General features: G+C 59.7%; 14 protein-coding genes. 11 read left to right on the top strand and 3 right to left on the bottom strand.

The window, feature by feature from the left end:
* The first annotated feature begins 16 nt into the window (after positions 1 to 16).
* From E6B08_RS16410 to E6B08_RS16400, 3 genes are all read left to right on the top strand, one after another.
* Positions 17 to 1,783: a GMC family oxidoreductase gene (locus E6B08_RS16410; RefSeq protein WP_136915014.1), complete on the top strand. Its 1,767-nt coding sequence runs from the start codon at positions 17 to 19 to the stop codon at positions 1,781 to 1,783.
* An 8-nt stretch (positions 1,784 to 1,791) separates the two neighbouring features.
* Positions 1,792 to 3,111: a c-type cytochrome gene (locus E6B08_RS16405; RefSeq protein ID WP_136915013.1), complete on the top strand. Its 1,320-nt coding sequence runs from the start codon at positions 1,792 to 1,794 to the stop codon at positions 3,109 to 3,111.
* Positions 3,112 to 3,205: 94 nt separating this feature from the next.
* Positions 3,206 to 4,531 (top strand): carbohydrate porin, encoded by a 1,326-nt coding sequence (locus E6B08_RS16400; protein ID WP_136915012.1) that lies wholly within the window; start codon positions 3,206 to 3,208, stop codon positions 4,529 to 4,531.
* 382 nt (positions 4,532 to 4,913) lie between these two features.
* On the opposite strand, the gene E6B08_RS16395 is transcribed toward E6B08_RS16400, so the two are convergent.
* From E6B08_RS16395 to E6B08_RS16385, 3 genes are all read right to left on the bottom strand, one after another.
* A complete protein-coding gene (locus E6B08_RS16395) occupies positions 4,914 to 6,206 on the bottom strand; it encodes an MFS transporter (RefSeq protein WP_136915011.1) in 1,293 nt (430 codons plus the stop codon).
* Between the two features lie 67 nt (positions 6,207 to 6,273).
* Positions 6,274 to 7,299 carry an NAD-dependent epimerase/dehydratase family protein gene (locus E6B08_RS16390; RefSeq protein ID WP_192938540.1) on the bottom strand — a complete coding sequence of 342 codons (1,026 nt, stop codon included), beginning with the start codon at positions 7,297 to 7,299 and terminating at the stop codon, positions 6,274 to 6,276.
* A 134-nt stretch (positions 7,300 to 7,433) separates the two neighbouring features.
* On the bottom strand, positions 7,434 to 8,354 hold the full coding sequence (locus E6B08_RS16385; protein ID WP_136915009.1) for an alpha/beta hydrolase: 921 nt from the start codon (positions 8,352 to 8,354) through the stop codon (positions 7,434 to 7,436).
* A 216-nt stretch (positions 8,355 to 8,570) separates the two neighbouring features.
* On the opposite strand from E6B08_RS16385, the gene E6B08_RS16380 reads away from it, so the two are divergent.
* The 8 genes from E6B08_RS16380 to E6B08_RS16345 all read left to right on the top strand — a co-directional run bounded on the left by E6B08_RS16380 (position 8,571) and on the right by E6B08_RS16345 (position 15,803).
* A complete protein-coding gene (locus E6B08_RS16380; protein WP_136915008.1) occupies positions 8,571 to 9,374 on the top strand; it encodes a ribonuclease activity regulator RraA in 804 nt (267 codons plus the stop codon).
* 4 nt (positions 9,375 to 9,378) lie between these two features.
* Positions 9,379 to 9,831 (top strand): nuclear transport factor 2 family protein, encoded by a 453-nt coding sequence (locus E6B08_RS16375; protein ID WP_136915007.1) that lies wholly within the window; start codon positions 9,379 to 9,381, stop codon positions 9,829 to 9,831.
* Positions 9,832 to 9,833: 2 nt separating this feature from the next.
* Entirely contained in the window at positions 9,834 to 11,231 is a 1,398-nt protein-coding gene (locus tag E6B08_RS16370; RefSeq protein ID WP_136915006.1) for an aldehyde dehydrogenase (NADP(+)), read from the top strand.
* A gap of 16 nt (positions 11,232 to 11,247) precedes the next feature.
* Positions 11,248 to 11,541, top strand: a complete 294-nt coding sequence (locus E6B08_RS16365; protein WP_136915005.1) for a Dabb family protein — start codon at positions 11,248 to 11,250, stop codon at positions 11,539 to 11,541.
* Between the two features lie 53 nt (positions 11,542 to 11,594).
* Positions 11,595 to 12,881 (top strand): MFS transporter, encoded by a 1,287-nt coding sequence (locus tag E6B08_RS16360; protein WP_136915004.1) that lies wholly within the window; start codon positions 11,595 to 11,597, stop codon positions 12,879 to 12,881.
* 60 nt (positions 12,882 to 12,941) lie between these two features.
* Positions 12,942 to 13,754 carry an NAD-dependent epimerase/dehydratase family protein gene (locus tag E6B08_RS16355; RefSeq protein ID WP_136915003.1) on the top strand — a complete coding sequence of 271 codons (813 nt, stop codon included), beginning with the start codon at positions 12,942 to 12,944 and terminating at the stop codon, positions 13,752 to 13,754.
* Positions 13,751 to 14,842: a mandelate racemase/muconate lactonizing enzyme family protein gene (locus E6B08_RS16350; RefSeq protein WP_136915002.1), complete on the top strand. Its 1,092-nt coding sequence runs from the start codon at positions 13,751 to 13,753 to the stop codon at positions 14,840 to 14,842. Before E6B08_RS16355 ends, E6B08_RS16350 begins: the two co-directional genes overlap by 4 nt.
* 91 nt (positions 14,843 to 14,933) lie before the next feature.
* The gene (locus E6B08_RS16345) at positions 14,934 to 15,803 is read left to right on the top strand and encodes an aldose 1-epimerase (protein WP_136915001.1); all 870 of its coding nucleotides are present in this window, start codon (positions 14,934 to 14,936) and stop codon (positions 15,801 to 15,803) included.
* The last annotated feature ends 4 nt before the right edge of the window (positions 15,804 to 15,807 follow it).

Raw genomic sequence — 15,807 nt, 5'->3', positions numbered from 1 at the left:
GCCAGAGGAAAACAACATGGCAATTACACGTAAAAAAGCTGACGTAGTGATCGTCGGCCTAGGCTGGGCCGGGTCGTTGATGGCCGAAGAACTCACGCGCGCTGGGCTGGAAGTGATCGCGATCGACCGCGGCCCGTGGCTCGACACCTCTACCGACACGCCGCCGGCGGTCGACCCCGACGAGCTGCGCTGGACCATTCGCCGCGAGCTGCTGCTGCAGCCAGGTGATTACACCCTGACATTCCGCAATCATTCCGGGCAGACCGCAGTGCCTACCCGTGAACTCAAAGCCTTCCAGATGGGCAAATCGGTCGGTGGCGCGGGTTTCCACTGGGCCGGCATGGCCTGGCGCTTCTCCGAGTGGGACTTCCGCGTGCGCTCGGCGACCATCGAGCGTTATGGCGCCAGCAAGCTCAAAGGCCTGGAGCAGGTGCAGGACTGGGGCATTACCTATGCCGACCTCGAGCCTTTCTACGACCGCTTCGAGCGCATCGCCGGGATTTCCGGCGTTGCCGGCAACATCAACGGTGAGCTGCGCCCCGGCGGCAACCCGTTCGAGGGCCCGCGCAGCCGCGAATTCCCGACCCCGGCGCTTAAAGACTCGCGCCTGATGCAGATGTACCGCTCCAGCACCGAGCAAATGGGCTTGCACCCGTTCTACATCCCGGTGGCGCACGTCGGTTCGGCTTACGTGAACCCGCTGGGCGTGAGCATGGCGCCGTGCACCTACTGCGGCTACTGCATGTTCCACGGCTGCGGCAACTACTCCAAGTCCTCGCCACAGGCTTGTGTGATCCCTGCGCTGATGCGGCGCAAGAACTTCACCCTGATCACCCAGGGCTATGTGACCAAGATCCACAAGGCCGAGGACGGCAAGACCGCCACCGGCGTGAGCTACTTCGACGAGCAGGGCCGCGAAGTGATCCAGCCGGCCGATATCGTCGCGCTGTGCTCGTTCACCTACGACAACGCCCGCCTGATGCTGCTCAGCGACATCGGCAAACAGTACGACCCGGTGACCCAGACCGGCACCATCGGCCGCGCCTACAACTACCAGACCTGCGCCGGTGCGCATGTGTGGTTCGAGGACGAGACGCTCAACCCCTTCATCGGGGCCGGCGGCCTGGGTATCCAGGTGGACGACTACAATGGCGACAACTTCGACCACAGCGCGCTCGACTTCATCGGTGGCGCCGGCCTGCTCACCGTCTCCCGCGAGGGCATGCCGATCGGTCGTTCGGGGCTGTTGCCGCCGGGCAGCCCGCGCTGGGGCAAGGGCTTCAAGCAGACCTACAAGGACAACTACCAGAACTACGGGATCATCTTCGGCCAGGGTACCTCGATGCCAACCCGCGATGCCTACCTGTCGCTGGACCCGAACTACAAGGACCGCTGGGGGACGCCGCTGCTGCGCATGACCTTCGACTGGAACCAGAACGACCGCAACATGGCGCGTTTCATCGAGCAACGCGCCGTGGACATCGGCAAGAAGATGGGCGCCAAGCATGTGCACACCTTCAACTCGGCAGCCCGGTCCTGGACCCCGTACGACGAAAATTCCAACCACACCCAGGGCGGCATGATCATGGGCGAAGACCCGCGCACCAGCGCAGTCAACACCTACCTGCAGAGCTGGGACGCGCATAACGTGTTCGTGGTCGGCGCCTCGGCCTTCCCCACCAACGCCGGCTACAACCCTACCAGTACCGTGGGCGCCCTGGCCATCCGCACGGCCAGGGCGATCCACGAGAAGTACCAGCACAACCCCGGTTCCCTGGTGTGAGGCCTGCGATGATCAACAAGAAAACCGCCCTGATCGGCGGCGGCGTGCTGGCCCTGGCCGGCGCCGTGATGCTCGGCCTGGTGATCCAGGCCAACTCCACCGCGCGCTCGGACATGGCCGACGATTCTGTGCGCCTGAGCGACTTCCGCTCACCTGACGCAGCTCTGGTCAAGCGGGGCGAGTATGTGATGCGTTCGGCCGACTGCGCGGCCTGCCATACCGCCAAGCACGGTGACTTTGCCGGTGGCTACGTGATCGGCACGCCCTTTGGCGATATCCAGTCATCGAATGTCACCCCTGACCGGGAAACCGGCATCGGCAACTACACCGAACGTGACTTCTTCAATGCGGTGCGCCAGGGGCGTGGCCGGCACGGCATGCTGTTCCCGGCAATGCCTTACACCGACTACACACGCATGAGCGACGATGACCTGCATGCCTTGTGGGCATTCTTCAGCACCCTGGAGCCCAAGGTCCACGAAGTGGACGAGCTGGCGGGCATGAACTTCCCGTTCAACCAGCGCCTGCTGATGGCTGGCTGGAACTGGATGTTCTTCGAGAACAAGCCGTTCGTGCCCGACCCTGGGAAAAGCCCCGAATGGAACCGCGGGCGTTACCTGGTGGACGGCGCAGGGCATTGCGCCGCCTGCCACAGCCCGCGCAACGGGCTGGGTGGGCCGGTGGTCAGTGAGGCGCTGTATGGCGGACTGGTGGGTACCTGGTTCGCGCCGAACATCACCAACGACCGGCACTTGGGGTTGGGCGACAGCTCGGTCGAGCAGATCGTCGATTACCTTAGAACCGGCAGCGATGGGGTGGCTGTCGCCAGCGGGCCGATGGCCGAAGCCATCGAGAACTCGACCCAGCACCTGACCGATGCCGACCTGCGTGCAATCGCCGTTTATCTCAAGTCACTGCCGGGCAGCGGGCTACCGGCACCCGAGGCGCTGGCAGCCTCTGAGCCGCGCATGCAGCGTGGCGGGCAAGGGTACGAGGTGCATTGTTCAGCGTGCCACGGCACAGCAGGCGAGGGCGTGAGCCACATGCTCACCGGCTTTGCCGGCAACAAGGCGATCCTGGCCGGCAATACCGACACCCTTACCAGCGTGGTGCTTGGTGGCGCGCGGGCCGTGCACACCCACACCTATGTCACCGGGGCCGGCATGCCGGCGTTCGACTGGAAACTCAGCGATGCCGAGATCGCCGACATCCTGACCTTCATGCGCAACAGCTGGGGCAACAGCGCCGCAGCGGTGTCGCCCGATGAAGTGGCGAAGATGCGCAAGCGGCTCGAGCTGCCTGAGCAGATGCGCGCCAGCGTTCGGTAAACATCTGTCGTCGGCAAGCCCAGTGCTCCGGTAGGAGCCGGCTTGCCGGCGACAGGTCCCTGTCAGTCTGCAGACCAATAACAAAGAGAATTCCATGCTCCCTTTCAAACATCGAGCCCTGCTCGCCGCCATGGCCTGCGCACCGCTTGCCCACGCCGCCAAACCTTTTGCCAGCGATTCGCCATGGGCCCTGGGCGACTGGAACGGCACCCGCAGCGATCTGGCCCAGCAGGGCATCGACTTCGAATTCGCCTACGTCGGCGAAATCGGGACCAACCTGGATGGTGGCTACAACAATGATCGTAGCGCCAGCTACAGCGACCAATACGCCCTCGGCGCGCGTTTCGACCTCCAGAAGCTGCTCGGCTGGCACGATGCCCGCTTGCAGCTGACCGTGGCCAACCGCAACGGCGACAATATCTCGAATGAACGTGTCGGCGACCCGCGCGTCGGCACCTTGAGTTCGTCCCAGGAAGTCTGGGGCCGCGGCTCGCATTGGCGCATGACCCAGCTGTACTTCCAACAGGCGTTCTTCGACCAGCGCCTGGACATCAAGGCCGGCCGCTTCGGCGAGGGCGAGGACTTCAACAGCTTCGACTGCAACTTCCAGAACCTGACCTTCTGCGGCTCGCAAGTCGGTAACTGGGGAGGCATCTGGTACAACTGGCCGATCACTCAGTGGGCCCTGCGAGTCAAGTACGCACTCGCGCCTGAGCTGTTCGCGCAAATTGGCGCGTACGAGCAGAACCCGTCGAATACCGACAATCCCAACGGCTTCAAGCTCAGCGGCAGCGGCACCAAAGGTGCGGTACTGCCGGCGGAGTTGTTGTGGAAACCGCGCATCGACGGCCTGCCAGGTGAATACCGCGTGGGTTACTACTACAGCACTTCGAATGCCAACGACGTGCTCGAGGACAGCAATGGCCAGCCAGCGGTGATCAGCGGCGCGGCGTATCGCAGTGCATCGAGCAAGCACGGTGTCTGGCTCGGCGCCATGCAGCAGGTGACCCGGCACGCGGGCGACGCCTCGCGGGGGCTGACGCTGTTCGCCATGGCCACGGCGCACGACCGCAAGACCAGCAAGGTCGACCACTACGTGTCGGTCGGTGCGATCTACAAGGGCCTGTTCGACGCACGCCCAGAAGATGACATCGGCCTGGCGATCTCCGAAGTACACGTGAACCCGGCCTATCGCAAGAACGCGGCACTAACCAACGTGGTCAACGGTGTCGACGATTACGCGGATCCCGATTACCTGCCAGTGCAGGAAACCGAATACAACGCCGAGCTCAACTACGGCGTTCACTTCACCGACTGGCTGACAGTCCGCCCGAACCTGCAGTTCGTGCGCCACCCCGGTGGGGTAAGGGAGGTGGATGATGCCTGGGTAGCTGGCTTGAAAGTGCAAGCGACGTTCTAACCGCCCTCGGCGGGCCGCGTTCAGGCAGGGCATCCTTGCTGGACGGATGCGTACGCCGGGCAGCGCTTCTAGAATGTAAATTCCTGAGCCACAGGAGATTGTCGTCTAAAGGTTTTCAGTTGATTAGGTCCAATTGAAGAAGCGTTAGGCAGGTCGCTTCGCTTATCTAATCTGACCCCAATCTGATTTGGATGGGCGATGGAGGAGGTAGGCGAGCGGCCGTACTGTTGCAGGGAATTGGGAAAGAGATTTGGATTGTTGCGAGACTGTCCCTTGAGTGTGCTACTGGACAGTGTAGAAAACAGAGACTTCGGGGTTTGCGAATGATGGCAACGCTTTCGCCGTAAAAAGCGTTGCCGTATTTGCTGGCGTTTGAATGGAGTCAGGCCGGAGCTGTTTGGTGAGTGGTATTGTCCACTTTGTTTCGAACGAACAACCAGACGGCCAATGCCCCTGCAACACCGAGTACGCCGGTAACCACAAATGCTGCACTGTAGGTTCCGGTCACCTGAATGATCACCCCGGTCAGTGTCGGAGCGAAGAGACCGGCGCAGTTCCCCATACCGTGCATGAGGCCACCAGCAGTGCCGACATAATAACTAGGTACGGTGTCCTGAATCAGCGCCCAGTAGGCTGATGCCGTCAGCATCAAGAAGCCAATGGCAACGGACATGAACAGAACGACCATCTCCGTCGATTCCGAGCGGCCACTGATGCCAATACAAGCGGCAGCTACAGTGAGGCAGGTGACCAGTACGACCTTGCGGGAGAAAAGCTGACGCCCGGTCTTCTGGTAGATGCGGTCAATTAGGAAACCGCCCGCTGCCATGCCGCAAGCACCAACCAGCCAAGGGAAGGCAGTGATCCAGCTCATGTCCTGGAGGGACACGCCTTTGGTATCCACCAGGTAGCTGGGGAACCACGTCATGAAGAAGTACAGCGTGTAGTTGTAGCAAAACAGCGAGAAGCCGGTGCATAGAACTGCGGGGCGCAGAAGCACGGACGCCAGGCTTGGTTTGTCAACCGGTTGGTCAGTATGACTGACGGTCTCTCGACCTTCATGGATTTCAACAAGTTCGGCAGCGCTTACTCTCGGATGATCCGCGGGGTTATCAGTAGCGATGAATTTCCAGGCCACAGCCCAGAGCACTCCAATAGCGCCAACGATCACAAACGACCATTGCCAACTCAACGATAGGGCGAGGAAGCCAATCACCGGCCCCGCCAGCGCACCACCCAGCGGCCCACCAGCTTGGTTAATGCCGACGGCCCGAGCACGCTCGCGGATTGGGAACCAGTTGTTGACTACCTTGTTAGCAGTGGTGGGTACCGGACCCTCACCAACGCCGAATAGGGCGCGGACGATCAGCAATGACCAGAAACTGAATGCCGTCGCGGTGAGTGCGCACAGGGCGGACCAGATGCACATGGCATAGAGGAATACCCGTTTCGGGCCATACCGGTCAGCCAGATAGCCACCGATGAAGTTGAACGCGGCGTAGCCGACGAAGAAGCCGCTGAATACCATCCCCTTTTCGCTGGGCGTAAGCTCAAAGCTCTTGGTGATAAAAGGCATCGCAACCGAGAGCGCAGCGCGATCCATGTAATTAATAACCATCGCGATGAACAGCATGGTCACGATGAACCAACGGTACTGACTTTTATTGTTATTCATGTAGGTTCGCCTAAGGAAGGACGCGCAGGCCGAGGAGATCCTGCGCGCTTTAGGTGGAGGATATGAATCAGCGCTTCTGGGCAGCTACGGCTTCATCAACCATGTCGAAAAGGCTGTAACGTGGCACCCAGCCCAGTAGTGCGCGAGCTTTGGCTGCGGTGCTGTGCGGCTGGCCCAGTTCGGCAGGCAACTTGGCTTCGACGTAGCGGCGACCGGTGGCTTTGGCCAGGTACGGAATGAAGGTGTCCAGACCTACCAGGCTAGGCGGCGCCAGGTTAAAGGTCTCGCCAATGGCCGTAGGCTTGTCGAGCATAAGCAACAGCGCGTCCACGATGTCGCGTACATCGGTGAGCTCTTGAGTGTGGGCGTTGCCGTTCGCGTCACGAGCAATCAGCAGCGGGTCGTCGTCGGCGGCAAGCGGTTCAAGAATTTCCAACAGCCGTTGAACATCGCTGGCGGCGGAGTTTGCGTTGTGGCTGCTTGCGGCGCGCAGGCTATCGATACGACCCTGTAAGGAGAAAGCCGGACGCGAGTATTCGCCCTTGGGGTCGATCACTTCTGCAGCAGCTTCGATGTGCGAGAAAATCGCAGTGCTGACTTTGAGGTTCGGATTGGTGCGAGCGAAGAAGTCCAGCAGGTCCTGACCCAGCAATTTGGTCATGCCGTAGAAGCTGTAGGGCTCGCGCGGATGGTTTTCGTCTACTGGGCGGTAGCGAGCGAAGCGAGTTGGGTAGACCTGGTCGCTGGAAGCGAAGATCAGTCGTACGGGGTGTTGGGCGGATTGACGTGCGGCGCAGTCGAACACGTTGTAGCTGCCGGTTACGTTGGCCTGCCACAAGCGATCACGGTCTTCAGCGCGGAAGGAAATCAGTGCTGCCAAGTGAAAGACTGCTTCAGCACCTTCCATCGCTTGGGCAACGCAGTTGCGGTCAGCGAGGTCACCGGTGATGCATTCAATGCCAGCGGCTTGAGCCGTGGAAAGGTTTGGGTCACCTGGCAGAACGACGGTGCTGATGGAGTGACCACGACCCATCAGTGCTTTCGCGACTTGGCTGCCTACGCGACCAGAAGCACCAGTAATGAATACCTTCACGAGTAAATCCTCTGAATTGTTATTGGTTGGGACATGCATGCACGGTGCGGTAAAAGGTCGCAGGCGACAATCAACTTCCCGGTAGACTCGTCCTACTTCTCCCGCACTGTGAGAATGTCTGAATTCATTTCGCTCTAGATCGCCCGCTGGACTGCCTTTGCGATGGCGTCATAGAACAGTTCCACCTGTTCGACTTCCTTAGCTCTCAGGCTGGCGTGAACCAGGCCTTGACCAATGTGTAAATCAGCTGGGATGCCGCCGTCCTGCAGCAACGCTGCATACGCTTTCCCTTGGTCACACAGCGGGTCGTACTCCGCAACGCCGATAAAGGCTGGGGCCAGGCCCGACGTGTCTTGTAATTTAAGAGGAAGAGCCTGGGGGTGATCTCTGTGCGAGGGGGTGGGCACATATCCCTGTAGCGAGGTAAGCAATCCCGCAGTGGTTAGCATGGGGGCATACGCATGCTGCTGCATCGAAGGCAGGTGAACAGAGTCGGTTAACACCGGATACACCAGCACCTGCAGTAGGGGTTGTTCCATCGCACTCTCTCGAATAGCGACGCAGAGGCCTGCGGCAATCGTTCCACCTGCACTGTCACCCGCAACGATCAGCCGCTCTCGGCTCAAGGCTGACCACTTTCCCTCTCGCAAGGCGCGCCATACGGTCAGGGCGTCCTCCAAAGGCGCCGGATATGGATGCTCCGGTGCCAAGCGGTAGTCAACTGCAACTATGGCCACCTGCATTCGCTTGAGCAGGGCAAAGGCAAACCAGTCATGGGTTGTATGGCTCCCCATGTTCCAGCCACCGCCATGTAAATAGAGCAATGTTGGCCAGCCACCGTCAGGCGCCTCGCCGTTGGGTAGGTAGATCCGAATCGCGAGATTACCTATCGCATCATCGAAGAAGCTGACGTTGGCTGGAGCCTGTGGAGTGAAGTGACGACAGGCTGTGGCAAATGCTTCCCGTCTGGATTGCAGGCTTTCATCCCTCGCTTTGAACATCGCGCTGGCGTCGATGTACGCCACCAAGTTGGGGGTGAGGTCGTATTCCGTCATTCGTCGTACCAGGGCTGAAGGGCCTGTGCAGCCTATCCCGGTAAGCATTGATGGGCGCGGGTTTGCGCAGGTCTGGCGAACAGAACTCTCGCTATATGAGAAAACCACAGTTGCCGAGTGACGATGACGTTTTGTCGCAGGGAGAGTAACCCCTAGCATCGGCTCCAGTTGCTGGCTCGACGAGCCTGCCGTCCCATTCAGCCTGGAGAACAATAAATGGCTATTCACCAGTATTCCGACGACTACGACAACAGTGCTAATCGCAACGTCGCGGTAAGCGATGAAACCCTGGAGAAACTCTCTCGTTGCTCCAGCGGTTCGCTGACCACGCAGCTGTTCAAGCGCGGTTTCCGTCAACCAGCGTTCGTCGGTCTGAAAGCCATGAGCCGAAATGCCAAGCCTTTTGCAGGTCGTGCGTTCACCATGCGGTTTATACCGGCGCGGGAAGACATTGATACCTACGGCACCATGACCACCAAGCCTAATGGCGACAATTTGCAGTGGCAGGGCGTGGAGCAGATTCAGCCGGGCGATGTGTTGGTTATCGATAGCCGTAACGACCCAGCCGCAGCTTCCGCTGGCAACATTCTGGTCACCCGCCTTTTGGCCCGAGGCGCCCGCGCCATTGTGACCGACGGCGCCCTGCGCGACGGCAGTGAAATTGCAGAGATGACTCTGCCGGCGTACGCCCGAGAAATCACCGCGACTACCCGTATTTCCTACCATCACGTGGCCGACCTGCAGGTGCCAATTGGCTGTGCAGGCATTGCCGTGTACCCAGGCGATGTAATCGTTGGCGACGCAGATGGCGTGACGCTGGTCCCTGCGCACCTTGCCGCTGAATTGGCCGATGTGTGCTTGGAGCAAGACGACATCGAAAACTACTTGGCCATGCGTATCGCCTCCGGTGAGGCGCTGTGGGGTGTCTACCCACCAAGCCCCGAGGCCGTCGCCGCCTACCAAGACTGGGTAGCCTCCGGCCGTCCTGCTATTCCATCGATCATTGCCAAGAAGGACTGAGATCATGGCCGAGCATAAGCACGCCCAGACCATTCGCCGTTACTTCGCGGCCTGCAACGAAGCGGACTACGACAAGTTGGTGTCCTGCTTCACTCCTGACGCCGTGCACTACTTCCCAGATGGGTTGCCGGACATTCCGTGGCGTACTGCCGACACCATCGCACGCAAGTGGCAATGGTGTGTGGAAAACCTCGGTTCACAGTGGACGATCGAGAAGATCTTGGTCAGCCATGACAGTGACGAAGCGGTGATTGAGTGGACGCACTGGAAGAGCAAACTGAGCACCGCACTGCGGGGTGACGAGTGGTACATCTTCGACAAAGACAGTGGTTTGATCAAAGAGATCCGCGCTTATTACGCATCGCCTGCCGACAAGCAGGTGTCCATTAATGAACTGGTTGACTTCGATTATAGCGGTCGTGGCTATCACCTCGAACCGGCCACTAAGGAAGCATGAACATGACCCAGTTAAATGCGCAACAAACCATTGATCATGCTGTGGCCTCGGCCGTCCAAGCTGCGCCATTGTGGGCCAAGGCCAGCGTCGAAGTGCGCACCCGGCTGCTGAGGGGGCTGGCCCAAGCGCTGGAAGCTCACCAGGCTGATCTCGTAGCGATTGCTGATAAAGAAAGCCATCTTGGCGCCGGTCGGCTCAACGGCGAAGTAGCGCGTACTGGCTTCCAGTTGCGCGGCTTCGCCGAGCAGCTCGAAAATGGCGCGGCCCAGGGCAAAGTAGTGGACGAGGCTGCTGCCGGTGCACCGCCAGTTGGGCGCCCGCAATTGACCCGTGTACAGCGCCCACTGGGACCGGTGGCAACGTTCTCGGCAAGCAACTTCCCGTTCGCCTTCTCTGTACTCGGTGGCGATACCGCATCGGCACTTGCGGCTGGATGCCCGGTGGTGGTTAAAGCTCACTCGGGCCACCCGAAGCTATCTGTTGCTGTCTACGAGCTCGCGCGTCAGGTTGTGGTGGCACAAGGACTGCCGGAAGGTCTCATCACTCTGGTGGAGGGCGCTTCACGCGGCGCGGGGGGCTACCTCGTGCAACATCCTGACATCGCAGCGGTGGCCTTCACTGGCTCCTATCAAGGCGGTACCGCCTTGTGGAAACTGGCCAACGAACGTCCTCGTCCAATTCCATTCTTCGGAGAGCTCGGCTCGATCAATCCACTGGTGGCGTTGCCTGCCGCGCTACAGGCAGACAGCCAGAACCTGGCCAACACGCTGGCCGGCTCGATCACCCTCGGCTGCGGGCAATTCTGTACAAGCCCTGGTGTTATCGTATTGCTCGAAGGCGAAGCCAGCGAGCGTTTCGTTGAGCAACTGGGTGCTGCCCTTGAACCGCTCCTCACTCATGCCATGTTGACGCCGTCCATGCGTGACGGTTTCGAGCGTGCCACGTCAGTGGTGGGAGCACATGCCGAGGCAATCTTCACAGGTACCGAAGGTGTTGGGCCTGCTCCACGTCTTTATCGTACCGATGCAACGTCGTTCATCGCTAATGCCCATCTGCGTGAAGAAATGTTCGGTCCGGCTGCATTGGTCGTGACCGCTTCTGATCTTCGCCAAGTCGAGCAAGTGCTGGCGGCCATCGGTGGCACGCTCACCGCCACCCTCTGGGGCGCCGACGACGATACTGCCGACAACCGCTCACTTGTTCACGCTGCCGAACAGATCGCTGGCCGAGTGCTGTTCAAGGGTGTGCCTACCGGTGTGGCTGTTTGCTCTGCACAACAACACGGTGGCCCATGGCCGGCCTCTACAGCTCCGCAGACCACGTCGGTTGGCTACGCGGCGCTTGAGCGTTTCCTTCGTCCAGTAGCGCTGCAAGACGCGCCAACTTGGGCACAAAAGTAAAAAAGAGGGCGAAATCATGATGCGTCATATCGTTATGTTTCGTCGCCGTGCGGATGTCGACGCCCAGCCCGGCCTTGAGGCTGAGCTGGTCGAACGCATGCATGTACTGCCTCAGCAGATCGACTTCATTCGGGACTGGCGAGTGGCGGCCAATGAGCTCGATAGGCCGATTTGCTGGGACTATATCCTGGAATCCAGTTTCGATGATTCCGCTGCGGTCGAACGCTACCTGCCTCACCCTGCTCATCAGGCGTTGGTGAAAGACTTGAAGCAGTATTTCGAGTGGGTGGCGGTCGACTACACCGTTTGACATCGACAGCGATAACAACAGACGCGCCCCAACGAGGGCGCGCGGAGTCACCGATGAATAACAACAAGTCCTACCGCTGGACAATCCTGTCCATGCTTTTCCTCGCCATGGTTATTAACTATGTCGATCGTGCTGCGCTTTCGATCGCCATGCCTTTTATCACCCAGGACTACCACCTGACCCCAGCCGAGAAAGGACTGATTTTCAGCAGCTTCTTCTTTGGCTATGCGCTGTTCTGCTTCGTCGGCGGTTACCTGGCCGACCGTTTCGGTCCCAAGCGCGTGCTGACCTGGTCGATGGGTTTCTGGTCGGTTCTGTGCGGTTCTACCGCCCTGGCTTTCAATTTTTGGTCGCTGTTGATCGTGCGTGCCTTATTCGGCGTCGGCGAAGGCCCGGTCAGTACTACCGCCAACAAGGCCATCAATAGCTGGTTCCCCATCACCGAGCGAGCTCGGGCCATTGGCATTGCCCAGGCGGGCGGCCCGTTGGGCGGCGCGTTGGCGGGTCCGATCGTTGGCTTCCTGGCCATTTGGCTGGGTTGGCGCGTTGCCTTTGTGGTGATCGCCTGCATTGGCATTCTTTGGGCGGTCGCTTGGTGGCGCATGGCTGCATCCACGCCCAATGAACACCCTCGGGTCAGTGCCGAGGAACTGGCACTGATTAACGCCGAGCGCGATGTTCCGGTGCAGGCGGCGGACGAGGCACCTCGCACCCCGGTCATGCAGGTCATCACTCAGCGTGCGGTGCTGATCTCCGGGCTGTCGCTTTTTTGTTACAACTACATCCTGTACTTCTTCATGACCTGGTTCCCGAGCTACCTGATCGACGCCAAGGGCATCGACCTCAAATCGATGAGCGTGGTCACCGCGCTGCCGTGGCTGGTGGGTACGTTCGGCTTTATCGGTGGTGGGTTACTGATCGACTGGGTGTTTAAGCGCACCGGGCGCCGTCTGTATTCGCGCAAGCTGGTGCTGGTCAGCTGCCTGCTGGTGGCCGCTAGCTGCGTCGCCCTGACAGGGCAGCTTGAAAGCATCAGCGCGGCGGTGGCGGTAATGACCGTTGCCGTGGGCTTCCTGATGCTATCTGCACCAGCCTACTGGTCGATGATCCAAGACGCTGTACCTGATCATCAGGTTGGTACCGCTGGCGGCTTCATGCATGGCCTAGCCAATCTGTCCGGGATCGTGGCACCTACGGTTACCGGGATCATTATTCAGTCGACGGGCACCTTCTCCAGTGGCTTTGCCTTGGCCGGCGCGCTGGGCATTGTTGGAGCTGTCATCGTGGCGCTATTCGTAAACGAACGAGCCGCGGTCGAGGCAGCCCCTGCCATCGTGTGAATACAATTTGCCGTGCAGCAATGCCTGGCGCGGCAGTCAGCAATTCGAGGAGTATCAGGAATGCAAACCTTGTTGATCACCGGTGCCGCAGGCATCGTCGGTACCGCGCTTCGCCCTCTGCTGCGCGAGCACTACCAATTGCGTTTGCTCGATCGCCGACCAGTCGGCGATCTTCAGCCGGGAGAAACAGAAATCGTAGGCGACCTTACCGATCCCGCTTTGGTTGATCGCGCAGTTCAGGGCACGTACGGCATTCTTCATTTAGCGTGTGCACACGGTACTGACATTGCGTTCCAGGCGACGGTCGAGCCCAACTACCACGCGACGCTGTATCTGCTGGAAGCTGCGCAACGGCATGGCGCAAAACGTTTCCTCTTCACCAGCAGCCACCATGTGGTTGGGCAATATCGAACCGATGCAGCCGAGACCTTCGATGATGCAATTCCAGCGCCTGATAGCTATTACGCGATGAGCAAGGTCTTCGGCGAAGCCGCCTGTGCGGCGTTCTCCCAGCGCTACGACTTGGCCACCTTCATTATCCGAATCGGTAATGCGGACGCAAAGGTTTCTGACGCGCGTCGCCTGCGTATGTGGACCAGCGGTCGAGATCTTGCCCAGTTGATCCGCATTGGCCTGGAGCATCCCGAGGTACGCCAGGAGATCGTCTACGGCGTCTCGGAAAGCCCCAATCCGCTGTTCAGCAACGGCCGTGCCCGCGCCCTCGGCTACCAGCCGAAAGACAATGCCAAGGATCATCTGGCACCTGAATACCTGCCTTACGAACAGATGGACCCACACACATCTGGTCGCGACCATGTAGGTGGAGCTTATGCCGGTGCGCCATTGGTGAGCGTACTTGGAGCGCGGTCATGAAAATTGCCAGTATCAAGACCTTCGTGGTCGAGATACCGTTCCACGACGGCGGCAACCCCAAGATCATCACCCCGATGACCTGGCACACGCTGGAAAACGTGCTGGTGCGGGTGGAAGACGAGCTCGGCAATGTGGGCTGGGGTGAGGCATTCGGTTATTTCGTGGCCGATTCGGTAAGGGCAATGATCGATCGCCTGATCGCCCCGTTGGCCGTCGGCCAGACCATCACCGATATCGCGGCATGGAACTTGGACACCCAGCTACGGTTGCACATCTTCGGTCGTTACGGTGTGACGATGTTCGGCTTATCTGGGGTGGACATGGCCCTCTGGGATCTGCAGGCCAAACGTGAGGAACTGCCCCTGCACCACCTGCTGGGTGGCGGTACCCGGTCATCTATTCCCGCTTATGCCAGCTTGGTCCGTTATGGCGAAGGCTCGATCGCGCCGAAAGTCTGCGAGCGCGCGCTGCGCGAAGGTTTCAAGCACATCAAGCTGCACGAAAACGTTGTCGGGGAAGTCGCCGAGTGCCGTCGTGCCATCGGCCGCGACATTCCTCTGGCCACCGACGTCAACTGTTCATGGGCAATCGACGCCACTCGCGAATGGTTGCCAAAGTTGGCCGAAATCGACTTGGCATGGCTGGAGGAACCGATCTTCCCCCCAGAAGACTTCCAAGCGCTGGCCAGCTTACGCGGACATGGCGTGCCGATATCCGCCGGTGAGAACTGGTGTACCGCTGTGCAATTCGAAGAAGCCCTTCGACAAGGTGCAGTGGATTCTATTCAGCCATCGGTAACCAAGGTTGGCGGCGTCAGCGAGTGCATGCGCATCGCCAATCTGGCTGCGCAGTACGACACCTTGGTTCTGCCTCATAGCCCGTACTTCGGCCCTGGCCTATTAGCGACCCTTCACCTGGCCGCCGCTCAGCCAGGAGTGCCATTGGTGGAATACCACTACGTCGAGACGGATGGTTGGCTCTATGACATCAAAGGGTTGCTGCACGATGGACTGATGCATGTTCCAACGGCAGCAGGCCTTGGGCTTGAAATGAACATGAGCGTATTCGAGCAGTTCCGCCGAAGCTGAGCCCGCCCGAACCGCGACCCTAATAACAACCCCCACCGGCGTGTAAAAACGCGCCGGGCGGGACGCTGCATGCTTGAAAAAGGAACTGCCAATGACTCGCGTAGAACTCAGCAATAAAACTTGGTCGTTGTCGCTAATTCCCGAGTGGGGCGGACGCGTCGCGCTGATGCAAGCGGATAGCGTGGACATCATGACCCCGCTGGTAGCCGACAGCTTCGATCCATTGGCATGGCCAAGGGGTGGTATCTATCCGCTCATGCCTTATTCAAACCGGGTTCGTGAGGCGAACCTGATGCATGAGGGGAAATCCTATTCGTTGCCTCCTCATCCTGCGGCTCTCCCGCATACCCTGCATGGCGTAGCGCAAACTTTGCATTGGACGGTGGCTGCAAGGAGTGCAGACAGCGTCATCTTGGTCTGCCTTTACGAGGGAGAACATTGGCCGTGGCCGGTAAGGTTTGAGCAACGTTTCTCCTTGGGCGGCAATACCCTTTCGGTACGGCTTGCCGTTACCAACCTGGGTGAGACATCGATGCCCGCAGGCTTGGGCCTGCATCCCTATTTCCACCGCCATCCAAGGATGCGTGTTGAGCTTAATGTAGGGCGCTCTTGGCAGATTGATGATGAGTACTTACCAACCGGCAAGTCGGATGCAGTGAGTGCTCCAGTCATCATCGATGACGCGCTGGGGCAAGAGTTGGCCTTGTACGGTTCGCAGTGGGATGGCGAGCTCAAGGTTGATTATCACCAAGGTCATTTGCTCATGAAAGCAGACGAACCTCTTACCCATTTCGTCGCGTTTGCCCCCCCTGGTGCTCCTTATCTTTGCCTGGAGCCCGTCTCGCACTTGGCGGATGCCTTTAACAGTCATGTCAGCGAGTGGACAGACCGAGGCACGAATGTGGTCCAGCCCGGCCAAACGCTGGAGGCGAGCGTGCGATTTATCTGGTCACCACGCTGACACC

The organism is Pseudomonas putida, assembly GCF_005080685.1.
In the GTDB taxonomy this organism is placed as follows: Bacteria; Pseudomonadota; Gammaproteobacteria; order Pseudomonadales; family Pseudomonadaceae; genus Aquipseudomonas; species Aquipseudomonas putida_V.
Note: the sequence above shows the minus strand (reverse complement) of the source record. Positions and strands in the feature narration are given on the sequence as shown.

Excerpts from the sequence above, each read along its gene's own strand:
- E6B08_RS16410 (WP_136915014.1), top strand. The coding sequence starts at position 17 with ATGGCAATTACACGTAAAAAAGCTGACGTAGTGATCGTCGGCCTAGGC.
- E6B08_RS16405 (WP_136915013.1), top strand. The coding sequence starts at position 1,792 with ATGATCAACAAGAAAACCGCCCTGATCGGCGGCGGCGTGCTGGCCCTG.
- E6B08_RS16400 (WP_136915012.1), top strand. The coding sequence starts at position 3,206 with ATGCTCCCTTTCAAACATCGAGCCCTGCTCGCCGCCATGGCCTGCGCA.
- E6B08_RS16395 (WP_136915011.1), bottom strand. The coding sequence starts at position 6,206 with ATGAATAACAATAAAAGTCAGTACCGTTGGTTCATCGTGACCATGCTG.
- E6B08_RS16385 (WP_136915009.1), bottom strand. The coding sequence starts at position 8,354 with ATGACGGAATACGACCTCACCCCCAACTTGGTGGCGTACATCGACGCC.
- E6B08_RS16380 (WP_136915008.1), top strand. The coding sequence starts at position 8,571 with ATGGCTATTCACCAGTATTCCGACGACTACGACAACAGTGCTAATCGC.
- E6B08_RS16375 (WP_136915007.1), top strand. The coding sequence starts at position 9,379 with ATGGCCGAGCATAAGCACGCCCAGACCATTCGCCGTTACTTCGCGGCC.
- E6B08_RS16370 (WP_136915006.1), top strand. The coding sequence starts at position 9,834 with ATGACCCAGTTAAATGCGCAACAAACCATTGATCATGCTGTGGCCTCG.
- E6B08_RS16365 (WP_136915005.1), top strand. The coding sequence starts at position 11,248 with ATGATGCGTCATATCGTTATGTTTCGTCGCCGTGCGGATGTCGACGCC.
- E6B08_RS16360 (WP_136915004.1), top strand. The coding sequence starts at position 11,595 with ATGAATAACAACAAGTCCTACCGCTGGACAATCCTGTCCATGCTTTTC.
- E6B08_RS16355 (WP_136915003.1), top strand. The coding sequence starts at position 12,942 with ATGCAAACCTTGTTGATCACCGGTGCCGCAGGCATCGTCGGTACCGCG.
- E6B08_RS16350 (WP_136915002.1), top strand. The coding sequence starts at position 13,751 with ATGAAAATTGCCAGTATCAAGACCTTCGTGGTCGAGATACCGTTCCAC.
- E6B08_RS16345 (WP_136915001.1), top strand. The coding sequence starts at position 14,934 with ATGACTCGCGTAGAACTCAGCAATAAAACTTGGTCGTTGTCGCTAATT.